This window comes from Halomonas sp. MS1, from assembly GCF_024182575.1.
Taxonomy (GTDB): Bacteria; Pseudomonadota; Gammaproteobacteria; order Pseudomonadales; family Halomonadaceae; genus Vreelandella.
The window spans coordinates 2,570,863-2,592,067 of record NZ_CP098926.1 but is presented as its reverse complement, the minus strand read 5'-3'; the positions used below and the strand labels follow the sequence as shown (position 1 = coordinate 2,592,067).

Genomic DNA, 21,205 nt, shown 5'->3' with positions numbered 1-21,205 from the left:
TATCCCAGGGCAGACCATTAAGCACTTATGCATACGTTTGCGAGGATTCAGGTCTCATTAAATCAGTGGCTGCCCATGATCAGTGCCCGCTTAATTTTATTCAGGCACTCAAGGCTTATCATCTAATGTAGGAGGCCGCTTTTAGCGGGCGATGGCGGCGTAGCCGCCCTTGCTATAACTAGGTAAATCAGTTGAATCATCGTCGAAGTGTCGAACCAAAGCTAAAGCCCTATCTCACAACAATACATTTGTTTCTAAACACTACACATCTGTTTTTTGCATCACCACACAGTCAAGCTTCCGCCCTGCTACTACCGAATACTCAGGTAGCTTTTCCATTACTTCGAACCCAGCTTTTTTCAGTACCCGCTGTGAAGCGTGATTGTCTAAAGAAACAGTCGCCGTGAGCGTATTAATTTGGTAAACGCAACGAGCTTCGCTAATAAGATGGTTCAATGCCTTTTGCGCCAACCCATTACCACTCGCATGTTGGGCTATCCGATACCCCACCTTAGCGTAACCATTTTCTATCTCACGTAGGTTGGCGCGCCCAACTATCGCACCTTGATGTTGGATAATAAGCGGCCTCATGCGTCCTTGGGCATTTAACGCCAAGCACTCATTAATATGCTGGCTAATACCTTCAGGCGTGTAGAAGTGCTCCGCTCTGGCCTCTATATGCTGCTCAAACCAGCCACGTTCAGTGGCTTCGAACAACAATAGTTCAGCGGCATCTTCCGGAGCAATTTGTCTGAAGGAAAAAGCATCAGCATGGCGCATAAGCACATCTCTCCTTGGGTGCTAAATTAGTGCATCAAAGACTATCTCCATAGCCTTAGAATAAACAAATCACTGACATTGCGACCACTGATATTGCTATGCTTGCCAGCCTCTTGGGTAGTTAATATTGGAGCAAACGTTCGTGAAAACAGAATCCAGCACCTTAGCGTTTTCTGCCTTTATGGCGCTGCTGATTGGGTGTGCAGGTATCACTGCGACACTGGCATCTAACTCCCAGGCTATTTTGCTGGATGGGTTATTTAACCTTATCTACTTTAGCGTAGCGCTGGTCACCATCAAGGTTAGTAAGCTAGCCAGCCGACCCGATAGCGAGTCCTACCCATTTGGCTACAGCTACTTCGAGTCACTGGTAAATCTATGCAAAGGCTTATTGATATTAGGCGTTTCCATCTTTGCATTGGTGGACGCCATCGCTGCGTTACTGACAGGTGGCCGGGAGATCTCAGCGGGGCTTGCGGTTATCTACGCACTGTTTGCCACCGCCGCTTGCTCGCTCACCGCTTGGGTAATGCACCGCAGTCAGCGCCACGTTAGTAGCCCGCTGGTGGCTGCAGACAAGCTTAACTGGCTGGTGAACAGTGTTATCTCGGCTGCCGTGCTGGCAGCGTTCTGCTTAGTGATGCTGTTTGAGCGCCTTGACTGGCGGGATATCGTACCTTATGTCGATTCACTGCTGGTGATGGCCGTGGTGTTGCTATGCCTTGGCGTACCGGTGCGTATGGCCTCCCAAGCACTGCGAGAACTGCTCAATAAAACGCCCGACGAAGCAGTCGCCGAGCCTGTGCGTCAGGCGGTTGCTCGTGGACTTGCCGATATCGACACCCAGGAAGTGCGAGTGCGCATGGTACGCCCTGGTCGCCTGCTATATATCATGGTCCACGTGGTGCTACCCAAAGCACTGCATGAGTCTACGCTTGCCCATCAAGATGCCCTACGCCAGCAAATTGATGAAGAAGCACGCCGCATTTACTCGCCGGTCGTCTGCGATGTGGTCTTTACCGAAGACGATCGCTGGGCAGCGCCTTCCTGCGGGCAGTTAGTGAAGAAACACACTTAATCCCACCACATTAAAAAGCGGCCTGTGGGCCGCTTTGAATGCTAGTACTGCCGTTATAAACCCCTTAAAAACATAACCCTCTGTTAAACACCGATATCGCGGTAGTGGCGGGCAACTTTCTCGATGGCGATCAGATAAGCCGCCATGCGGTAGTCGTTAACTTTTGGGTTTTCATTACGGGTGCGAATAATCTCTTGCAGCGCCAAACGCATGGTGTCGTCCAACCCAGAACGGACTAGATCAAACTCATCGGCGCCGCGGGCTAGCTCATCAGCCAGATGATCTGGCACCTTATGGCCCGTTGATTCTTCAATCGCCCGAATAATGTGCTGGCCACGTGCTTCATGAAAACGTTTATCGAGCCTGCCAAAGCGAACGTGATTCAGGTTACGAATCCACTCAAAGTAGGAAACCACTACGCCACCAGCGTTGCAGTACGCATCGGGGATAATCTCAATCCCCCGCTGTTGAAGAACTTTATCTGCTTCATAGGTAACCGGGCCATTGGCAGCTTCAGCAATAAGCGGCGCTTGGATATGGTGTGCATTCCCGGCATTGATAACGCCTTCCAATGCCGCTGGAATAAGAATATCGCAGGCACGTTCTAACGCCTTACTGCCATCTTCTTGGTACTCAGCTGCCGGATACCCCTTAACCCCACCGGTCTCAGCGATATACTCACGCACGGCCTTCACATCTAAACCATCGTCGTTAACCAAGGCGCCATCACGTTCGATGATCGCGGTAATCAAGCAGTTATCTTCGGTTTGCAGAAAATGCGCGGCGTGATAGCCCACATTGCCTAACCCCTGCACCACGACTCGTTTGCCAGCCAAGCTGCCAGACAGGCCACAACGCTTGATTTCTTCTGGATGGCGGAAAAGTTCGCGCAACGCATACTGCACCCCGCGTCCGGTCGCCTCGTTGCGACCTCGCACACCACCATGTTCGACCGGCTTCCCGGTTAACGCCCCCATGTAGTTGATGTCATTAGGAAACATCTGGCGGTAGGTATCTACCATCCAGCCCATTTCACGCGGCCCTGTGCCCATATCCGGAGCGGGAACGTTGCTGGCAGGGCTTAGATACCCTTTATTGATCAGCTCGCGCGCAAAACGCCGCGTAATGGCTTCCAGCTGTTTTTGAGTGTACTTGCTCGGATCAATGATCAGCCCACCCTTTGAACCGCCGAACGGCACGTCGACAATCGCGCACTTATAGGTCATCAGCGCCGCCAGAGCCTCAACTTCGTCCTGATCAACCATCATCGCAAAACGAATACCGCCTTTTGAGGGCAGACGGTGATCACTATGGGTGGCTCGCCAGCCCGTAAACATTTCAATCTTGCCGTCGATATCAATCGGAAATGATACCTGCACTACGCTCTGGCATACCTTCAGAGCGTTTCCAATGCCCTCTTCCAGCTCCATGATGTCGATGGCGTGATCCACCATGTGCTCGACACTTTCACGAAAAGACATACCCTGCTGGGCGAACTTAGTATCACTCATTAGTGGCGCTCCATTGCTGCGTTGTTTTTATCAGTATGATGATCAGTGCTGTTTCGGGGATAACCACGCTTCTCTTTGTGCTATAAGGTTTTAGCTGGTTTAAACTCCCTCAACTCACTGACTCTAACAAAGCCTCTACGCCAGCAACTTTCAACTATTGTTAAATAGTCTCAGCATATAAAACGCCACTAAATTTTTCGTCAGCTATTTGCTTAAAGAACCACGCAGCCAGCCTAATCCATTAGCACTTGGCGGTACTCTCGTTGATTCTGGATAACTAACCAGAGTGTTGCGAAAACTCCCCCCAATAAGGCAACTCCAAACAGCGTTAGTGCCGCGTTATGCCCTAGGGCATCGATAAGCACTCCCGTTGTGACCACAGGAATACTGAAACCAATGTAGGCCATTAGAAAATATCCAGCGCTTGCCTGGGTAGAAGATGGGCCAGCCACGGCTAACACGCCACTTAACCCGCCCAGGTAAATAAAGCCGTAACAGGCGCTGCTAGCCATGACCGTGCCTAGTAGTAATATGGGTAAGTGCCCCGCGATAGCTCCCCAAGCAATCAGCCCATAAGCCGGTGGCAGAATCGCAAGTCCTAATAACGTAGACCGATATGACGATAACTTTCTGGCCCAGGGTTGAAATAACACGCCACAGCTGCAAATACCGAAAACAGCGAAACCACTCCAAACGCTTAAACCATGCTGCTCTAATGCGGAAGGCAATATGGCAATCACCAACCCCACCGTGGCCCAGGCAATTAAAATCGCAAAGCCAAATCGAATAGCCCCTTTTGGGTAACTGGGCAAACGTAACATGCTGCCTTTCGGCCCACTCGGCATGCTTTTACGCAGCGTCAACACGCCAATTAATGCGAAAGCGCTAATACATAGATATAACCACAAACTGGGGGGCGTTAAGCTAGGCGTAGTAACGATAAAAACGCTGGTCACCGCTGCCCCTAAACCGAAGCCAAGCGCGCTGCTAATCGTGACATAACTGGTAGAAGCTTGCTTATCATCGCCTTGCCATAATTGTTGCATATAGGCTGGCGCTACCGCGGATGCCAACGCGGTCCCCACCCCAAGCAGAAAACGCGCCACGCCTAGCATTACGATGCCAGGCGCTATTAGCATCAGGGAAGTGGCCAGCATATTAAGCAGTAACGCAGCGACTATGATTGCTTTGTAACCTACCCGCTCGGCCAAGCCATTAAGCCCCAGCAATACAGGCATCACCCCTGCGACGTAACTGGCAAAAGCAATTGTCGTGGCACCAACACCAACCCCGCCTTGCGCTGCCAACGCACCATATAGCGGTGCCTGCAAATTAACGGCCGTGGTGATCATACATAGCCCGAAAGCAAGGCGGGCTGCGCTGTACTGGTTCATGCATTAACTCACTTGAGATTGCTAAAAGAACCATAAAGCTCGCACGCTTATTCAAGCGGGGTAAGATACACTGGGCCACTATTATTGAGGCACTGTTCCGGTTTTTTAATGAACAGTTGATCCAGCAGGACTATATATGAAGTTAACAGTTGATCGGCATGCCAATACGCCTATTGCACAGCAACTTGAAGAGGCGATCAGCACTTGGATTAAACAAAACAAACCTGGTAATGGCAGCCGCCTACCCTCGATTCGCTATTTAGCTGCGACACATCACGTTAGCCGCAATGCGGCTATTGAAGCTTACGAGCGTTTAATCGCGGCAGGGTTGGTCCGCTCAAAACCGGGGGCAGGATTTTTTGTTGCCGATAGTCCACCAAGCGAGCATCAAACAGTTTCCAGCCCACTGCAGGAAGTGACCAACGGGCTTTGGGGGCTTTTTAGTGCGGATGAGACGGCCCTGCCCCTTGGATGTGGCTGGCTACCCAGTCATTGGCGAGAGAGCGATGATTTAACCTATGCGATCCGCCAAGTTGCGCGTATGAATCGTGCGGACATTTTTGAATACAGTACCCCCCAAGGCCCCACGGCGTTACGGCAGTTAATACAAGAGCGACTTCGGCTTTTAGCGATCACGGCAAATCATCAGCAAATTGTCACCACCAGCGGCAGCAGTCATTCGCTAGATTTATTGGTGCGCTTGCTTCTCGAACCCGGAGACGTTGTCTTCGTGGAATCACCAGGCTATTACAACCTATTTGGCCTGCTACATCTGCAACGTGTTCGTGTTATCGGCGTGCCTCGCTTAGCCGACGGTCCTGACCTTGAACGCTTAGAAGAATTACTTGCAGAGCATCGGCCGACGCTTTTTTATACCAACAGCGTTTTTCAAAACCCCACAGGGGGAACGCTAACGCCCACCATTGCGCATCGCTTATTACAATTAGCCGAGCAGTACGATTTCAAACTGATAGAAGATGATATATACGCAGACTTTCAACATACGCCAAGTGCTCGCTTAGCTGCGTTAGATGGCCTTAGCCGGGTTATTTACTTGGGCAGTTTTTCAAAAAGCCTCTCCTCTTCGCTGCGCGTTGGTTATATCGCGGCGCCTTCTTCAATGGTGCAACGCATTGTCGATATCAAAATGCTAACCAGCATTTCTTCTTCACGCTTTGCAGAGCAAGTCATTACCACCATGCTTCAAAATGGTAGCTACCGAAAGCTGACGGAGCGGTTAAGTGCTAGGCTTTCCAACCACATGTCTATGGCGCTTGCGATGCTCAAAGATGCCAGTTGGGATGTTTATACTGAGCCGACCGGCGGGATGTTTGTGTGGGCAAAGCCACCGGCAGCGATAACATCTGAACGATTGAGTGAACTGGCTGATGACTGGAAAGTTACCCTGTCGCCTGGACATTTATTCTTTGCCGATCATCAGCCAACGCCCTGGCGGCGACTCAACGTTGCTTATATGCAGGATCCAAGAGCGAAAGGGTTTATTGAAGGATAATTCAATGACCTATCAATCAACCTCCACCACCAAACTCGGCTCAAACAGCTCTAGCGTGAACTCATAAGGATAACCGCCTGGATTAGCGATGACGCGCGTGCCGTTACATAAGGTATCGACGGGCTCATGAACATGGCCATGCACCCATAGGTCCATCTTGCCCATCAATTGAGGTAGGTGGGAGGCAAAGGCTGGGGACAATGCATCGCCAAGATACTGTTCAGGAATGCAGCTGTGTAAAGGTGCATGATGGCTAATAACAACGCGTGGCCCATCAAAGGGTTGCTCAAGCTCGTTACTAAGCCAAGCAAGTGCTTCAACGTGTAATGCTTGGCTAGCTTGAGGGGTAAAGACCTGATCTGGAGCTGTTGTCACGATGCTAAAATCGGGCATATAGCGCAACGCTTTAGCGTCGGTCTCTGCCGGGTTGTGCGTTGGGTCATCGGCATAGAGCGCAAAATCAGTCCATAACGTGGTGCCATAAAAACGCACTCCCCCGATAGTCACCGCTCGATTATCCAGCAACTCAATATTGTAGTGCTTGGCTTCGATGGCGAGCTCTTCACGGAGTAGCGGCATGCAGGTACCGTAAAACTCATGGTTGCCCGGCACATATAAAATAGGCATTTCTGGAAACCGCTGTCTGGCCCAGGCAAGCCCTTCCGTTTTCTGATGAATATCGCCCGCCAAGATGATGAGATCGGCCTCTACCTCTGGCAATTCGCGGTCTCCATCAAAAAACTCCAAATGAAGGTCGGATAAAATTCGTAAGCGCATAGTATTCCTCACTTTTCCCTGTGTAACGGTCGTTTTATGGCGTAAGCCGCTCAATAAACTCGCTAACATAGTGAACAACCACAGCTTCAACTTCACGGTGTGGCACATGCCCAACGCCCGGCAGTATTTCACTGTGTGCAGAACCTCGGGTATAGCGAGCGATGCGTTCAGGTTGGCGATGCGAACCATATTCATCGTTTTCACCATGAAGCACCAGCGTGGGGCAGTGAACGCGCTGAAGAGCAGGAGTAAGCGACCAGTGTTCAAATGCTGGATGTAACCACGTGTCTATCCAGCCATTCAGTACCCAACGAGCTTTATCACCGTGATACTTTTCTAATTTGGCAAATTGTTCCGGCATTTGAAAGGCAGCCCGTGCCTCTTCAATACCTTGTCGCGTGCGTGGCTCATTTAACGCCTGCGCTGCAATGGTAATCACTCCTTGGCACTGCTCTACATACTGCCCTGCACAGTGCACCGCCATACAACCGCCAACGCTATGTCCCAGCGCAATAAAATGCGTTAACTGAAACGCGTTCTGAAGTGCCGCAAAGCTAGTAGAGGGTTCATCGTCGATAAAGCTCAGCAGTGGCGGTGCCAGGCACGCATCGGAGCGCCCAAACCCTAGACGGTCATAAGCAATCACTCGTCGTTGGGTCGCCGCACATAGCGCTGCGGGAAAGCTACGCCATAAATCCACACAGCCTAACGAGTCATGGAGCAGGACAATGGGCACGTCCGAGCGTAAATGAGACGTTTCCCAAGTACGAGTAAACAGGCGACCACGTGGAGTTGCCACCCAGCGGTCTTGGAAGATAGGTTCAGGATTGAGAGTGTCAGAATCGGGAGTTGTTGGCACCATGATATAACTCGTTGTTTTATTGATTAGTTATAGGTATGTCATCAGCATACCATTCTAGGTACATAAGATTGTGCACCGCTTTCTTTGTTAACAATGGTTAAAATGCTGCACTGCAACAAAAATAGCCTATACTCTAGGTGTGTCCCAATAGGAGGACCACCTTATGATCCCTACATTCGAATTATCGACACAAGATGACGAGGTACTCGCTTTTTGGCACCGTCAAGCCCATTGGCAGCATGCTGCTAATGAAGCATTAGCGGCCTATTTCGGCTAAAAGAAGCATTTTTTATCGCCATCTCTCCCCTATAGACGAAAAGATAACGACACAAGCCGACTTTTTTAGTCGGCTTTTTTATATTATGAAAACCTTTTCCATTCAAGGATGTAGGTGATCAGCCATTGTTTTTGTAAGCCATTTCTTACACGTCATAGCAATTTTCCTACATCTTTAGGACTAGCTTTAAGGGCTGAAATGCGCATAGACTTTAACCCGCAGCTAACTTGCTGCGCCGCACAAAGCAAACTATGTATAACTAAACTAGGGTCACTAGAGCCCAGGATGGCTGAACCGTCCCTCAACCTCTGAATTAGGAGTACTCGCCATGTCATCTTTCGCTGCTCAAGATCAGACAGTAGAAGTGGATGTGATGCAAGTTTGGGCTAATCGTGCCCAACAGCAACGCGCAGCTTTCGACGCCATCGCTGCTTATATGAGTCAGCAGTAAGCAACAACGCCTCAGCCTTTGGTTAATTTTCGGCCTGAGGTGTTGTCGTCTTGTTTATCAAGCCAACTGCGCTAAGTAAGTGTCCTGCAAGATATACATTCGCTTCACATCGCGATATTTGCCGTTGATGAAAAACTCTTCAACCAAATGCCCCTCCTCTATGAAGCCGCTCTCCTCGTAAAGATGAATAGCTTTAACGTTCTCCACCGCCACAATCAGGTATATTTTGTGTAGGTTTAAAATCGTGAACGAGTAGTGCAGCGCTTGGCGGATTAATGACCGGGCAAACCCTTTGCCCTGATGATCTGGCGTGATAATGATCTGAAATTCACCGCTGCGGTGAATGTAGTCGATTTCAATCAGCTCGACTAAACCAATAGCATGCCCATCTGCTACAAAGCGCCGTTCGGCGTTGTCATGGATATGCTTGTTATAAAGCTCCTCGAGCTCATCAAATGATTCGTAAGGCTCTTCAAACCAATACGACATGATGCTCTGGTTATTATTTAGCTCGTGAACAAAGCGCAGATCGTTGCGTTCCAGGGCACGGAGCTTTAGATCGGTGGCGAGCATGACTCTGTCCTTTCTCTACGTATTGAGGTTTCGCTTTTCGCGCTGATCACACATGCAGTATGCTCGAAAAGAGTTTTTTGTCATCACAGGAGTTTCGCATGATTGACCTACGCAGTGACACGGTGACTCGGCCTTCCCCCGCCATGAAAGATGCCATGATGGCCGCTCCAGTGGGCGATGATGTATGGGGTGATGACCCAACGGTCAATACGTTTCAGGAAAAGCTAGCTGAGCAGGCAGGCAAGGAAGCGGCGCTGCTATTTCCAAGCGGCACACAAAGCAACCTAGTGGCACTAATGGCCCACTGCGAACGCGGCGATGAGTATATTGTAGGGCAGTCAGCCCATACTTATCGCTATGAAGGCGGTGGCGCAGCGGTGTTAGGCAGCATTCAACCGCAGCCAATTGAAAATGCCGCCGATGGCAGCCTGCCGTTAGAGAAAATAAGCGCAGCTATCAAAGCCGACGACTTCCACTTTGCCCGCACTAGGCTGCTAGCGCTGGAAAACACTATAGGTGGCAAAGTGCTGCCCGCCGAGTATGTGCTGAAAGCAACTGAATTGGCCCGTGAGCGCGGTTTGGCAACGCACCTGGACGGCGCACGGCTATTTAATGCAGCAGTAGCCACTGACACCTCGCTTAAACAGCTCTGTTTGCCGTTTGATAGCGTATCGCTGTGCTTTTCGAAAGGCCTGGGCGCTCCCATCGGCTCTGCCTTAGTGGGCTCGCAAGCCTTGATCGACCGCGCACGGCGCTGGCGTAAAATGGTTGGTGGTGGCATGCGCCAATCAGGCATTATCGCCGCCGCCTGCCAGTATGCTCTGGAGCACAATGTCGCTGACTTAGCCGACGACCATCGCCGTGCAGCACGCTTGGCGGAAGGCTTAGCGAAACTGCCCGGCGTCGAGATTACCGCTCAGGCAACCAATATGGTGTTCGCGCACTTTCCCGACGAACATGTGAAGCCACTCTCTGCTTGGCTGAAAGAGCATGGCATTTTGATTGAGCTACTTTATGCCACACGTTTTGTTGTCCACCGTGATATTGATGATGCCGATATAGATAAAGTAATCGCCGTTATGCAGAGCTACTTCAGCCGCCTCTAGTCAACCTTGAGACCTGTTAGAGCAACGTAGACCCCAGCGCTAAGTGTATGGCGATAGCCGCCATCATCAGGCCAATTAGCCCATCAATGGTACGCCACGCTACCGGGCGGGAAAGCCAAGGCGAAAGCGCGGCCCCGCCCCACGCTAGCAGACTGAACCAAAGAACAGAGGCAGTCGACGCACCGGCGACGAACACACCTGCGCTCTCCTGCTGAGCACCAATGGCAGGAATTAACAATAGCGTGTCCAGATACACCTGGGGGTTCAATACCGTCACGGCCAAGGTCGCCAACAGCACTCCGCGCAAGCTGCGCGCTTTTACGCTACCAGCCTGCAGCCCTTCGCGCCCGCTAACAGCCCGCAGTAATGCCTGTGCGGCCAGCCAGCTTAAAAACGCTACGCCTACCCAGCGCATGGCTTCCATCGCGTTCGGCATTGTCAGTAAAAACGCGCTAGCACCAAACATACCAGCGGTTAGCAAGATAATATCCGCGCTCATACACAGCCCCGCCGACCACCAGTGATGCTCACGGCGTACTGCCAACCCCAGCACGTAAGCATTTTGCGCCCCGATAGCCATGATGATACCGCCAGATACGACCAAGCCCGTTAAGTAACTTTCCCACATTGCCCTGTCCCCAGTACCAGAATTAGCGTCGCTTTAAAGAATCGTGGCACTAAGATAGCGGGCAACCTGAATAACAAAAAATTATCCTGCTAATGTGGCATTAGTTTTTCTTATATAGAAATCGTATTGATGGTTTGGGAAATAACGCTGGGTAATCGTACGGTGTATTAGCTAGCTACCCTGTCACCCTTGCCACCGCATCGCGGCTGGCCGCTTCTCGCTGTTCGCCGGTGAGTTCAACCAACCGTCCTTGGCGCATTTCCAGCAGCCGGTCGGCCTGGTCAAAGTAGTGATCATCATGGCTGATCACCACCAGCGTCTTACCCAGCGCTCGTAGCTGCGGCAGTAGCTCGCGGTAAAACACCCGTCGGAACTGCGGGTCTTGATCGGCGGCCCACTCGTCCAGCAGCAATAGGTCGCGCTGTTCAGCGACCGCCAACAGCATCGCCAGACGTTTGCGCTGCCCCTGGGAAAGGTTGATGTTGGTTATCCGATCGCCGTCAAAATCGAGTTTGTTGTGCATACCAAGGGCAGCCAGCCACTCCTCCACCAACATCGTATCGGGTGACTCCCCTTCAGGCCCCATCAAGCGGTCAAATAGATGCAGGTCGGTGTAAATAGCAGAGAAGTGCTGGCGGTAGGTCGTCCAGTCCTCCTCTTGCAGCGGCCTGCCATCGACCCGAACACAGCCGCCTTGGGGTTGGTAAAGCCCAGTCAGCAGCCTCGCCAAGGTCGACTTGCCACTCCCGTTACCGCCAATTAGAAACACCACCTCGCCGCGCTTTAAGGTCAAGTCGATAGGACCAATGGCAAAGCCTTGCCGTGCCTCTTCAGCGGGGTAACGATAGCAGACCTGCTCCAGTGCTAGCACCTGCCAGTCGTGGCGCTGTGTGTCACTATCAAAGGTATCGCGGTGTTCTGCTAGATCGAGCGCGCTGATTTTCTCGAACGCCACTCGGGCATTGATCAAGGGTGGAAAAGCGCCTATCGCTTGAATAAGTGGCGTGCGCAGAAACAGCAGCGTAAGAGAGAAGGTGGTGGCCACCTGCGCCGATGCCCAACCCAGGCCATTGGCTAAAAAGAACACCACGCCGATGGCCCCCAGCATCATGATATTGAACCAGTTCACCGCACTTAGATGGTAGGTATCGCCGCGAATGATATGGTGCCGATACTCTTCAGCGTTGGGGGTATAGACGTCGCGATACAACCATTCGGCTCGGTCGCGATTAAGCGCCAGTTCCTTACGCCCCTCAATCACCGATTGGTAATCTGCATAGAGACGATCTTCAGACTCACGCAGCTTAGCCATATGCCGATAAACCCGAGCCACCAAACGCATGCCAATTAAAACCGTTACGATCACCCAGAGTGCGGTGACAGCCAGCATGGAAGGTGAAAGCCAGCCTAGATAAACCGTGACACCTATCGTCAGCACCCCGCCTTGTACCAACTCTGGCAAACGTACAAAGGCAACGGTGATATAGCGCACATCGCTGGATAAGCTGGCCAACAAGCGCGCACTACCAATCTGCTCGACCCGCTCGATATTGGTATCCAGAATCCGCTTAATCAATTGCCCCCGCAGTCGATAGACGAAATAGTGCCCCAAAGTGGTCAGCGCCAATTGCGAGGCCAATGTTATTGCTAATAGCAACGCGATCAGCCCCAGGAATTCGGGCAGGATACGCCAGGGATCGGTAAAGGTGCCCAATAGCCGCTGATTGATAAAGGCGATAACACCGATACCCAAACCTGCACTGGCCAAACTAAGTAGTACCACGGCCACAAATGGCCAGCGATAATCACGCCATACAATCCTCAACAGCTCCATGAACAGGGCCTCCTGGCAGTTCGAAAAGTTAGCCGATATTTGAAAGCTAGCGTTGGCGTTTGGCCGGCTTATTCTCGGGTTTCAGCGGGCAACCGCCACACAGCGGCTCGCCGGGTAGCCGATATTTGATACAGCATAACCGCCGCACTCGAGCAGGCGTTTCACCGCCCAGCTCCAGATAACGCACCGGTTGATAAAGCGGGTTACGACGCCCATCGGGGAGCGTCTTGGTGGCGAGATAGTCCAGCAGCGGCTCACCCGCGCCAGCAAACTCCGGGTGCTTCGAGCAGGTTTTGCCCACGAACTCCACGTAGTGACCAAGGTTGCTCCAGAACACTTTGGCAGAAAGCCCGGAGACCTCGGCCAACGCTTCGATAAGCGGCGCACAGTGGTCATCGAATAGGCTGCTAAAGCGTGCCTGGAGCGCATTTGAGGCCAACGGCACGCCACCATGCGACAGCCAGATACGCGCCGTCTGACCGTGATCACCTAACGCCAGCCGCAGCTCACCCCCGCCGACCGGCAGCTCATAGCCCAACAGCAGGTTGGCCACCAGCGTCGGAATCGCGACACTGCTGAAGTGAAATTTCGACCAGATTGAAGCGGCCGCCAGAAAGTCGGCGTCGTCACCGTGGTATCGGCGGTAACGCGAAAGCTGAGCGCCTAGCACCTTATGATCCAGCAGTTCAGAAGCTGCCAGCGTCGGTATATTAGGCTGACCAAACGCAGGTGCCTTTAAGTTATCCAACGGCGGCTGGCGATAGAGCGCCAGCAAAGCATCTGCTGGATTCGTCGCTACCGATAGCACGCTCGCCGCTTCGCTCATAGCCGCCGCAGCCCCCACATAAAGTAGGCACCGCCAATCAAAGAGGCGACCAAGCCCGCGGGCATCTCATAGGGGAAGATAATCTGACGACCCACCCAGTCCGCCAGCACCATTAATAGCATGCCGATCAACGCAGCACCCAGCAGGTGCTGCCCTGCCCGAGAGAAGCCGACCAAGCGCGCCATATGTGGCGCCAGCAGACCAATAAACGACAGCGGCCCCACCACCAAGGTGGCGCAGGCGGTTAGCAGTGCCACCAGTAACAGCAATGCCAAACGGGCACGGTTGAGGGTTACCCCAAGCGCCTTAGCTGTCGGTGCGCCTAACGGCAAGATATCCAGCCAGCGAGTAAAGGGCAGCGTGACCAGCGCCAATACCGCGGCAATGCCGCCGACAACAACGGCATTGGTGACATCCACGTAATAGGTAGAGCCCGCCAGCCAAGCGATCACCTGCTGGCCACGTGGGTCGCCACCCGCCAGCATGACGCTTCGCACCGCATCAAACAGGGCGCTAACGGCTACCCCAGTGAGCAGCAAGCGCTCGGGGAGATAGCCGCTCTTGCGGTTGATGCCCACCAACACCAGCAGCGTCGCGAAAGCCCCCAGGGTACCCACACCAATCAGCATCATATTGGTGGGCGCGGGCAGTAAGAAGATCCCCAAAATTAGCGCAATGGCACAGCCACCGCTGATACCCAATACCTCGGGGCTAGCCATGGGGTTGGCGGAAAGGCGCTGAAGAATCGTCCCGGCAATCGCCAGCATCAACCCGCTGGCGGCTGCCGCCATTACCCGCGGCATGCGCCACTGCATCACGTTCCAGTTATCCGGCGACAGTAAGTACCAGCCATCGACACCCTGCCCCACCAGCAAGCCAAGCAATGTGGCGACCAGTAGTGCGAGGAGTAAACCCGTCGCCAAACGGGAAGGCGCAGGATGGCGATGAGCGAAAACACCCGCCCCTTTCGGCGGTTGATCGCCCTGTAGCTTCAGGCGCGGAATCAGCCACATTAACAGCGGTGCCCCCAGGGCACCGGTAATCGCCCCAGTAGGAATAAAGGCAGCCACCATGCCACCGAAATGCTGTAGCAGCAGGTCTGTGGTGGCCAACAACACAGCCCCTAGTAACGTCGACCAAAGCAGCCGTGGCCCTAAGCGGCGCGCACCAGCCATGCGCACAATATTAGGCGCAGCCAAGCCGATAAAGCCGATGATACCCACCACGCTAACAATGCTACCGGTAATAAATACTGCCAATCCCATTCCCGCAAAGCGCAGATAGGTCAGCGAGACCCCCAGGCTTTTGGCACTGGCATCGTCCAGTTCCAGCACCGCCAAAGGGCGTAGTAGAAACCAGGCTGCCACGCAGCTAATCGCCAGCCGTGGCCAGAGAACCGCCACGCCATCCCAACCGTTTTGCGCCAGCGAACCCGCGCCCCAAATCAGCAGTCCTGAAAGCGCCTCGTGGTTAAACAGCAGCAGCGCTGTAGAAAGCGCCCCTAAGTACAGATTAACCACCAAGCCTGCCAGCACCACCACGATCGGCGCCAACCCGCGCCGCCACGAGAGCAGAAAAACTAATCCAACCGCCAGCGCTCCACCCGCTAAGGCAACCCATTCACGGCCCACTACCAATAGCCCTGGGGCCATAAGAGTGGCGGTCATCAACGCCAGGTTAGCCCCCGATGCCACTCCTAGAGTGGTGGGCGAGGCCAACGGGTTGCGCAACACTTGCTGCATCAGTACACCCGCCAACCCCAAACCGCCCCCAGCTAGCATCGCGATCGAGAGACGCGGCCACCACGCATAGTGAAGCAACAACTCGTCGACGTTCTCAAAGGAGGGCGCCACTAACGCCTGCACCCCCAGCATAAAACCGCCCTGCCCCTGAAGGCCTACCCAAAACAGCACCACCATCGGCAAGCTAAGCAGCAAGCAAGCTTTTGCAGGCGACATCCCCCCCATTCGCTGGGTAACTTGCGCAGCGCTTAGCATAGCGAACAACCTCTTGTCATAGCCGGGCAGATCGCCACACAGGGCCTGATAGGCAGCAGAGTCATTTTCTTAGCCTTACTCTTTTCTGGAGTTGGTGATTGAATTATCCGCAACGATTCTAAATGATAATAATTAGCACTACAATTAACACCATTTATTAATGGAGACAGCTACGATGGCGGCTAAACAGACCTACCAGCTTTTCGATATCACTCTCGCTCGGCGAACCCAAGTCAGCGCTTCATTAGTTAAGTTTACCTTTACGGGCCCAGATGTTGGTCACATGGCAACCTACGCCCCAGATCAGCGCGTCAAGCTATTCTTCCCCGAAGGCGGTGGCAGCCTCGACCCGCTGTTTGAGATTGCCAAGCTGGAAGAGCACGACTGGTACAGCGCCTACCGCGCACTGCCAGATGCCCAGCGCCCCTCTGCACGCACCTACACCATCCGTGCCCTGCGCCCAGAGCAGGCTGAGGTGGATGTAGAGTTTGTGCTCCACGGCGACAATGGCCCCGCCTCACGCTGGGCAATGCACGCCCGTCCAGGTGACCGGCTAGCCATGACAGCCCCCGACGCTAACGCGGAAGGCCCAAAACAGGGCTACGAGTGGAAGCCACCCCAGGGCGTGCGCCGTATTCTGATCATCGCCGATGAAACCGCCCTCCCCGCTGCGGCTGGCATTCTGGAAACCCTTGATGACCTGCCGCTCAAACCCAAGGTTGAAGCGCTGCTCGAAGTGCCTCGCCGCGACGATGTTCAGCCGCTACCCCAAGCCGCCAAACTGCGCTGGCTAGCACGTGACGCTGAGCCGGCCTGTCAACACGGCGAGCTGCTGATGAGAGCGCTGCGCGATATCGATTTGCAACAAGAGATTGTCGCATTAGGAGGCTTCCCTTCGGCCGTAGCCAATGGAAGCGAAGATGCACTGAACCAGGATGAAGACGCCCCGCTTTGGGACCCCGCCACCCTGGATGACAGCGCACCCTTCTATGCCTGGATTGCCGCTGAAACCAAAGTCGCTATGAAACTGCGCCGCTATTTGGTCAACGAGTGCGGGCTACCCAAGCAGTACGTTACCAGCATGGGCTACTGGCGCCTGGGCAAAGCCAATGGTTAAAGGAACGGCAAATAACACGGTGTTAAACAGTGATTCCATAAACACGCCAGCTCAAACGCCTGAGCTGGCGAGACAACCAGCTCTCGTGGCTGCTATGTGGATTCGGCCATATCACGATGGCTTAAAGACCGGATACTGGCGTGCGCGGCAAGGTCAAGTGGCCGGTGAAGGTTCCGCTAGCGGCTCTTCGGCAGTTTCAGACTCAGCAGCCAACAGCTTGCCGCTCTCCAGCCTCACCAACCGATCCGCGAGGTGAAAGTAACGGTCATCGTGGGTGATCACCAGCACCGCTTTGCCCATGCGCTTTAGCTCGGGCAACACCTCGCAGTAGAACACCTCTTTGAATAACGGATCTTGGTCCGCCGCCCACTCGTCAAACACCAAAAACGGGCGATCTTCAAGGTAGGCCACTACCAAGGCCAAGCGCTTACGCTGGCCCTGGGAGAGCGCCTGAGTGGTGAACGCGCCGTTTTCAACCCGCACCTTGTGCTGCAGATGCAGCTTGGCCAGCAAGCGGTTGCCCTCTTCGTCGAGATCTTCCCGCGGCGCTTCCAACAGCCTTTCGAAAAGATGGAAGTCAGAAAAGACGACCGAGAAGAGCTGCCGGTAGGCATCCCAACCATCCGCCTCGACACGCTCGCCATTGAGCAACACTTCGCCACCATCCGGCGGATAAAGCCCCACTACCACTTTGGCCAGCGTGGTCTTACCGCTACCGTTGCCCCCCACCAGAAACACCACTTCCCCCGGCGTAAAGCTCAGATTAATCGGCCCCAGCTCAAAGAAGTCATCGCTCTGCTCGTGGTAGTACTGATGGGTGACGTCGCGCAACTCAAGACGCTGCAAAGCAGGCACCTGAGGTGACGCCTGCCTCTCCTGCCCCTGGGGCATCTCTCGTGTGATGTTATCAATTCGGCTAGCGGCTACTCGCGCCATATTGATCCGCGGAATATTGATCAACAAGCCTTCAAGGGGAGTCACCATAAACACAAACACCAGCGCAAAACCGGTCATTACCTGAGTTTGGTTAGGCCCATCGCCCGCCAATACAAACAGTACCAAGCCAATAAAGGCGTACATCAGGAACTGCCCCCAACTGGTCGAGATCACGAACAGCGACATGCCATAGGTGCGCAGCCGCCGCACGCCTTCAACCGACTCCCCCAATATCTGATCCATAAAGACCCGGCTCTTGCGCTGGTGCAGCCGCAACTCTTTCGCCCCATCGGTAAGCGCACGGAAGTGGCCAAACAGACGATCCTGCTCTGACGAGGCACTCTGGAGATAGTGAATAGCGCGCAAGTGCACCAAGTGGTAGCCGACAGCGCCCAAGCCAATCACCCCCAATGCAAACAAAAACACCTGCCATGAAAGCATTGCTAGGTAGCCCAAGCACCCCACCACGATGACCGTATTAGTCAAAATCACCGGCAAGCTAACGAACAGTACCGCCACGTTGTTGCTGTGCTCGGTAAGCGCCGACTGGATCCGCGCGCTGCCAACACGCTCGAACTGGGCAAAAGGGGTAACGGCCACACACTGGGCGATAAAACTGCGCAATTCAGCCAGGGCACGCTGCCCCAGCCGCTCAAACAGCGCCGTCGACACCATCCGACAGACCATTAGGGCCAAAGCAATCCCTGCGAAAGCCCAAGCAGCACTGGCACGGCTAGCGGCATCGCTGTTTAGCGCTGTATTAATTTGGGCTATCAGCAACACGCTGAAAAGCCCCGAGAGAATACTGGCCAGGGCAGCGGCGGTCATCAGCCCGCGGGTTCGACGAAACAGATAGGAAAGCACATTCACCTCGTTGGAAAGCAATTGAAAACCGGCAGCTACCTTTAAAGACGAATCACTCCCGCAAAAAGTTAACCAATTTTTATGTAAACAAGCCTCATTCTCATTCGTCATTAGATAAGGAAGTCAGTAACGCCCTTCGATGTTTTTTTAATTGACACATCAGCCACGAGGACTCTTATGCATATTCACGACTTGATCGGCATCGGCTTCGGCCCCTCCAATATTGCCCTAGCCATTGCGCTCGACGAACAGCGCCAGGCAGGGCAAGCGAAGGATGCCTTGTTTATCGAGCGCCAGCCCTGCTTTGCCTGGCACCCGCATATGCTGCTGGAAAATGCCCATATGCAGATATCCTTCCTCAAAGACTTGGTAACGCCGCGCAATCCAGGTAGCCGCTTCAGCTTTCTCAATTACCTCCACAGCAAAGGCCGCCTGCAGGACTTTATCAACCTGCAGACCTTCTTCCCCAGCCGCCATGAGTTCAATGATTACCTAAGCTGGACGGCCAGCTACTTTGAACACCAGTGCGCCTATGGAGAGGATGTGTTTGAAGTACTGCCTGAAACTGACCACGACGAGGTGGCCTACCTCCGCGTGCGTTCACGGGATGAAAGCGGCGCAGTGCAGGAAAGGCTCACCCGCTCATTAGTGGTCAGCGTCGGTGGCGCGCCCAATGTGCCTGAATGCTTCGCTGGGCTAAAAGACGACTCGCGGGTCTTCCACTCCAGCCACTACCTTCGTGAACTGGCAAAGCAAGACGCCCCCAAACGCATCGCTGTGATCGGTGCGGGCCAGAGCGCCGCTGAGATATTTCTCGATCTGCACGGCCGCGAAGGCATTCAGGTGGATCTGATTAGCCGGGCATGGGCCTTTAAACCCTCGGACGATAGCCCCTTCGTCAACGAGATATTCAACCCCGAATACACCGACTACGTGTTCAACAACCCCACCGGCCAGCGGGAAGCACTACTACAGGAGTACAAAAGCACCAACTATTCAGCCCCTGACTTGGCGTTGATCCAGGAAATTTACGATGTGTTCTACCAGCAAAAAGTAACCGGCCAGGCCCGCCACCGTTTCCGCCGCCGCCATGAGGTTATTGGCAGCGAAGCAGGCCCTGAAGGCGTTGAGCTACTTGTGCGCGATTTGGAGAGCGGCCATACGGAGCCAACCCGCTACGACGCAGTGGTGTTAGCCACCGGCTATGTACGCGACACCCATAAACGGCTGCTGGCCCCAATAGCTGAGTTCTTGCCGGAATATGCCGTTAACCGCAGCTACCAGCTCTATACCAAGCCTTCGTTCAAACCGGCGATTTTCCTACAGGGCTGCTGCGAACCCACCCATGGGTTAAGCGACACTCTGCTGTCGATTTTGGCGGCACGGACAAGTGAGATTTGTGAAGTGCTAAATCAGACAGAAGCCTCTTATGCCACTTCCCCCTGTAAGCAAGCAGCGGCTATATCTTAATTTTCACCTATTCACTTTTATAAAACGTACCTGTGGTCAGGCCACCTCTTGGCCACTGGGCGTGGCAATTAGATGCGGCTCTTCAATACGTTCTTGGTTAGAGCACAGGCGTTGAATCAGCATGGCTTACGCACCTTAAGACCACCACCATCTACTATTAAAAAGCATGGGTAAAACATGTCTAAACTAAAACTGGCTTATATCCTGTCACTGAGAAATGCTGCAGCCGATAAAGCGGGGCAATACATTGAGTATAAGGGAGAGAAACAGTACATGATGTCCCCTCTTGAGTATCTGGTGACATCTCTCAACGAGACTCCGCTAGGCGATGCCTACTCTCTGGAAACAGTGATTTATGATGACGATGAAGGCTCAATCAAAGATCAAGAGAAGCTCAAAGACTATGGCTTCTGTCGTCAACTTGGAAAGCCATGGATCTTGCCACAAGAACTCTCTATACAGGATCGCCACATTGACGATCTTTTCTGTTCTATACCATCCACTTACCGACGCTTACCAATCGATTCCCTCGACAGACCCCTTGCGAAATCAACTTTCGAAAAAAGCTTGCTAGAGAAGTTAGCCGCCGTAGGGGCTGACGTCGTCGTTCTTGATGGGCTACTAGTCATCTTAGACGAACTTATCCGCCCCCAGAGCCCTTTTTATCGCAAGATCGTCAATATACATCCCGGTATTACACGCCAAGGATCTCTTTACCAAAGGCGTGGTGCCTCAGCAACACTCGATGCACTGTATGGAGCTCTGGGAAAAAGAGTTATTAACTGGCAGACAATGGAGACCGAAAGCGTTCCTGCTATCAACAAGACTGGCGCCTCACTCCATTATGTCGACAGCGGAATTGATTCTGGCGAGGTCATCTACGACTTATTAGAAACTGATATCGAACCAGATGACTCCATCATTGAATTACGGTGGCGAAACTTCAATAAAAGCCTCTTCCCCACGCTTCACGAGGGGTTGGAAGCTCTAAAAAGCGATATCGCGGCTTCCTCAACATGCTGAATGAATTGAATAGCCGCAACATTAAATCAGGTAACAGCACTTCATGTTCCCCTATCTGTGAGCACGAAGCCATCGCACCATAATCTTAAGCCAATCCCCATTTTTTTGATTTTAATTCAGGATTTCCCCCTCTCGGATGCCCACACTAAGTTGACAGCGAGATATTGATGTTAATAATACAAACAATA

General features: G+C 53.2%; 18 protein-coding genes. 7 read left to right on the top strand and 11 right to left on the bottom strand.

The genetic code is table 11. The annotated features are described in order from the left end of the window. Positions 1–261: 261 nt before the first annotated feature. On the bottom strand, positions 262–780 hold the full coding sequence (locus NF683_RS11745; protein WP_089038934.1) for a GNAT family N-acetyltransferase: 519 nt from the start codon (positions 778–780) through the stop codon (positions 262–264). Between the two features lie 142 nt (positions 781–922). On the opposite strand from NF683_RS11745, the gene NF683_RS11740 reads away from it, so the two are divergent. After that, positions 923–1,858 (top strand): cation diffusion facilitator family transporter, encoded by a 936-nt coding sequence (locus tag NF683_RS11740; RefSeq protein ID WP_089038935.1) that lies wholly within the window; start codon positions 923–925, stop codon positions 1,856–1,858. An 83-nt stretch (positions 1,859–1,941) separates the two neighbouring features. On the opposite strand, the gene NF683_RS11735 is transcribed toward NF683_RS11740, so the two are convergent. Together NF683_RS11735 and NF683_RS11730 are read right to left on the bottom strand one after the other, a co-directional pair. Further along, positions 1,942–3,369, bottom strand: coding sequence for a Glu/Leu/Phe/Val family dehydrogenase (locus NF683_RS11735; RefSeq protein ID WP_253920074.1), 1,428 nt, complete (start codon positions 3,367–3,369; stop codon positions 1,942–1,944). A 233-nt stretch (positions 3,370–3,602) separates the two neighbouring features. Continuing rightward, positions 3,603–4,763, bottom strand: a complete 1,161-nt coding sequence (locus NF683_RS11730; protein WP_089038937.1) for an MFS transporter — start codon at positions 4,761–4,763, stop codon at positions 3,603–3,605. 136 nt (positions 4,764–4,899) lie between these two features. Here NF683_RS11730 and NF683_RS11725 point away from each other — a divergent pair, with 136 nt between their 5' ends. Then, positions 4,900–6,276: an aminotransferase-like domain-containing protein gene (locus NF683_RS11725; protein WP_089038938.1), complete on the top strand. Its 1,377-nt coding sequence runs from the start codon at positions 4,900–4,902 to the stop codon at positions 6,274–6,276. A gap of 12 nt (positions 6,277–6,288) precedes the next feature. On the opposite strand, the gene NF683_RS11720 is transcribed toward NF683_RS11725, so the two are convergent. After that, complete coding sequence (locus NF683_RS11720) at positions 6,289–7,053, bottom strand: metallophosphoesterase (protein ID WP_089038939.1); 765 nt, start codon at positions 7,051–7,053, stop codon at positions 6,289–6,291. A 34-nt stretch (positions 7,054–7,087) separates the two neighbouring features. After that, entirely contained in the window at positions 7,088–7,915 is an 828-nt protein-coding gene (locus NF683_RS11715; RefSeq protein ID WP_089038940.1) for an alpha/beta fold hydrolase, read from the bottom strand. Between the two features lie 605 nt (positions 7,916–8,520). Here NF683_RS11715 and NF683_RS21290 point away from each other — a divergent pair. Then, entirely contained in the window at positions 8,521–8,643 is a 123-nt protein-coding gene (locus NF683_RS21290) for a hypothetical protein (protein ID WP_264298800.1), read from the top strand. 57 nt (positions 8,644–8,700) lie between these two features. Here NF683_RS21290 and speG read toward each other — a convergent pair whose 3' ends face one another. After that, entirely contained in the window at positions 8,701–9,216 is a 516-nt protein-coding gene (speG, locus tag NF683_RS11710; protein WP_253920073.1) for a spermidine N1-acetyltransferase, read from the bottom strand. Between the two features lie 98 nt (positions 9,217–9,314). Here speG and ltaE point away from each other — a divergent pair, with 98 nt between their 5' ends. Further along, complete coding sequence (gene ltaE, locus NF683_RS11705) at positions 9,315–10,322, top strand: low-specificity L-threonine aldolase (RefSeq protein WP_089038941.1); 1,008 nt, start codon at positions 9,315–9,317, stop codon at positions 10,320–10,322. A gap of 16 nt (positions 10,323–10,338) precedes the next feature. Here ltaE and NF683_RS11700 read toward each other — a convergent pair whose 3' ends face one another. The 4 genes from NF683_RS11700 to fhuB form a co-directional block, all read right to left on the bottom strand. Next, positions 10,339–10,950: a LysE/ArgO family amino acid transporter gene (locus NF683_RS11700; RefSeq protein ID WP_089038942.1), complete on the bottom strand. Its 612-nt coding sequence runs from the start codon at positions 10,948–10,950 to the stop codon at positions 10,339–10,341. Between the two features lie 175 nt (positions 10,951–11,125). Continuing rightward, the gene (locus NF683_RS11695) at positions 11,126–12,784 is read right to left on the bottom strand and encodes a multidrug ABC transporter permease/ATP-binding protein (RefSeq protein WP_253920072.1); all 1,659 of its coding nucleotides are present in this window, start codon (positions 12,782–12,784) and stop codon (positions 11,126–11,128) included. Positions 12,785–12,830: 46 nt separating this feature from the next. Continuing rightward, positions 12,831–13,610, bottom strand: coding sequence for a siderophore-iron reductase FhuF (gene fhuF, locus NF683_RS11690; RefSeq protein ID WP_253920071.1), 780 nt, complete (start codon positions 13,608–13,610; stop codon positions 12,831–12,833). Beyond that, on the bottom strand, positions 13,607–15,607 hold the full coding sequence (gene fhuB, locus NF683_RS11685) for a Fe(3+)-hydroxamate ABC transporter permease FhuB (RefSeq protein WP_253920070.1): 2,001 nt from the start codon (positions 15,605–15,607) through the stop codon (positions 13,607–13,609). Before fhuB ends, fhuF begins: the two co-directional genes overlap by 4 nt. A 175-nt stretch (positions 15,608–15,782) precedes the next feature. Here fhuB and NF683_RS11680 point away from each other — a divergent pair, with 175 nt between their 5' ends. Then, a complete protein-coding gene (locus NF683_RS11680; protein ID WP_253920069.1) occupies positions 15,783–16,724 on the top strand; it encodes a siderophore-interacting protein in 942 nt (313 codons plus the stop codon). Positions 16,725–16,877: 153 nt separating this feature from the next. Here the strand turns inward: NF683_RS11680 and NF683_RS11675 are convergent, their stop codons facing one another. After that, the gene (locus tag NF683_RS11675) at positions 16,878–18,524 is read right to left on the bottom strand and encodes a cyclic peptide export ABC transporter (RefSeq protein ID WP_253920068.1); all 1,647 of its coding nucleotides are present in this window, start codon (positions 18,522–18,524) and stop codon (positions 16,878–16,880) included. A 177-nt stretch (positions 18,525–18,701) separates the two neighbouring features. Between NF683_RS11675 and NF683_RS11670 the strand changes: the two genes are divergently transcribed. Then, positions 18,702–19,994 carry a lysine N(6)-hydroxylase/L-ornithine N(5)-oxygenase family protein gene (locus tag NF683_RS11670; RefSeq protein ID WP_253920067.1) on the top strand — a complete coding sequence of 431 codons (1,293 nt, stop codon included), beginning with the start codon at positions 18,702–18,704 and terminating at the stop codon, positions 19,992–19,994. 177 nt (positions 19,995–20,171) lie between these two features. Then, complete coding sequence (locus tag NF683_RS11665; protein WP_193085808.1) at positions 20,172–21,017, top strand: formyltransferase family protein; 846 nt, start codon at positions 20,172–20,174, stop codon at positions 21,015–21,017. Positions 21,018–21,205 lie beyond the last annotated feature (188 nt).

Coding starts and splice junctions, on each gene's coding strand:
- NF683_RS21290 (WP_264298800.1), top strand. CDS start 8,521: ATGTCATCTTTCGCTGCTCAAGATCAGACAGTAGAAGTGGATGTGATG.
- speG (WP_253920073.1), bottom strand. CDS start 9,216: ATGCTCGCCACCGATCTAAAGCTCCGTGCCCTGGAACGCAACGATCTG.
- NF683_RS11700 (WP_089038942.1), bottom strand. CDS start 10,950: ATGTGGGAAAGTTACTTAACGGGCTTGGTCGTATCTGGCGGTATCATC.
- NF683_RS11745 (WP_089038934.1), bottom strand. CDS start 780: ATGCGCCATGCTGATGCTTTTTCCTTCAGACAAATTGCTCCGGAAGAT.
- NF683_RS11720 (WP_089038939.1), bottom strand. CDS start 7,053: ATGCGCTTACGAATTTTATCCGACCTTCATTTGGAGTTTTTTGATGGA.
- NF683_RS11730 (WP_089038937.1), bottom strand. CDS start 4,763: ATGAACCAGTACAGCGCAGCCCGCCTTGCTTTCGGGCTATGTATGATC.
- NF683_RS11735 (WP_253920074.1), bottom strand. CDS start 3,369: ATGAGTGATACTAAGTTCGCCCAGCAGGGTATGTCTTTTCGTGAAAGT.
- NF683_RS11670 (WP_253920067.1), top strand. CDS start 18,702: ATGCATATTCACGACTTGATCGGCATCGGCTTCGGCCCCTCCAATATT.
- NF683_RS11680 (WP_253920069.1), top strand. CDS start 15,783: ATGGCGGCTAAACAGACCTACCAGCTTTTCGATATCACTCTCGCTCGG.
- fhuB (WP_253920070.1), bottom strand. CDS start 15,607: ATGCTAAGCGCTGCGCAAGTTACCCAGCGAATGGGGGGGATGTCGCCT.
- NF683_RS11725 (WP_089038938.1), top strand. CDS start 4,900: ATGAAGTTAACAGTTGATCGGCATGCCAATACGCCTATTGCACAGCAA.
- NF683_RS11695 (WP_253920072.1), bottom strand. CDS start 12,784: ATGGAGCTGTTGAGGATTGTATGGCGTGATTATCGCTGGCCATTTGTG.
- fhuF (WP_253920071.1), bottom strand. CDS start 13,610: ATGAGCGAAGCGGCGAGCGTGCTATCGGTAGCGACGAATCCAGCAGAT.
- ltaE (WP_089038941.1), top strand. CDS start 9,315: ATGATTGACCTACGCAGTGACACGGTGACTCGGCCTTCCCCCGCCATG.
- NF683_RS11715 (WP_089038940.1), bottom strand. CDS start 7,915: ATGGTGCCAACAACTCCCGATTCTGACACTCTCAATCCTGAACCTATC.
- NF683_RS11665 (WP_193085808.1), top strand. CDS start 20,172: ATGTCTAAACTAAAACTGGCTTATATCCTGTCACTGAGAAATGCTGCA.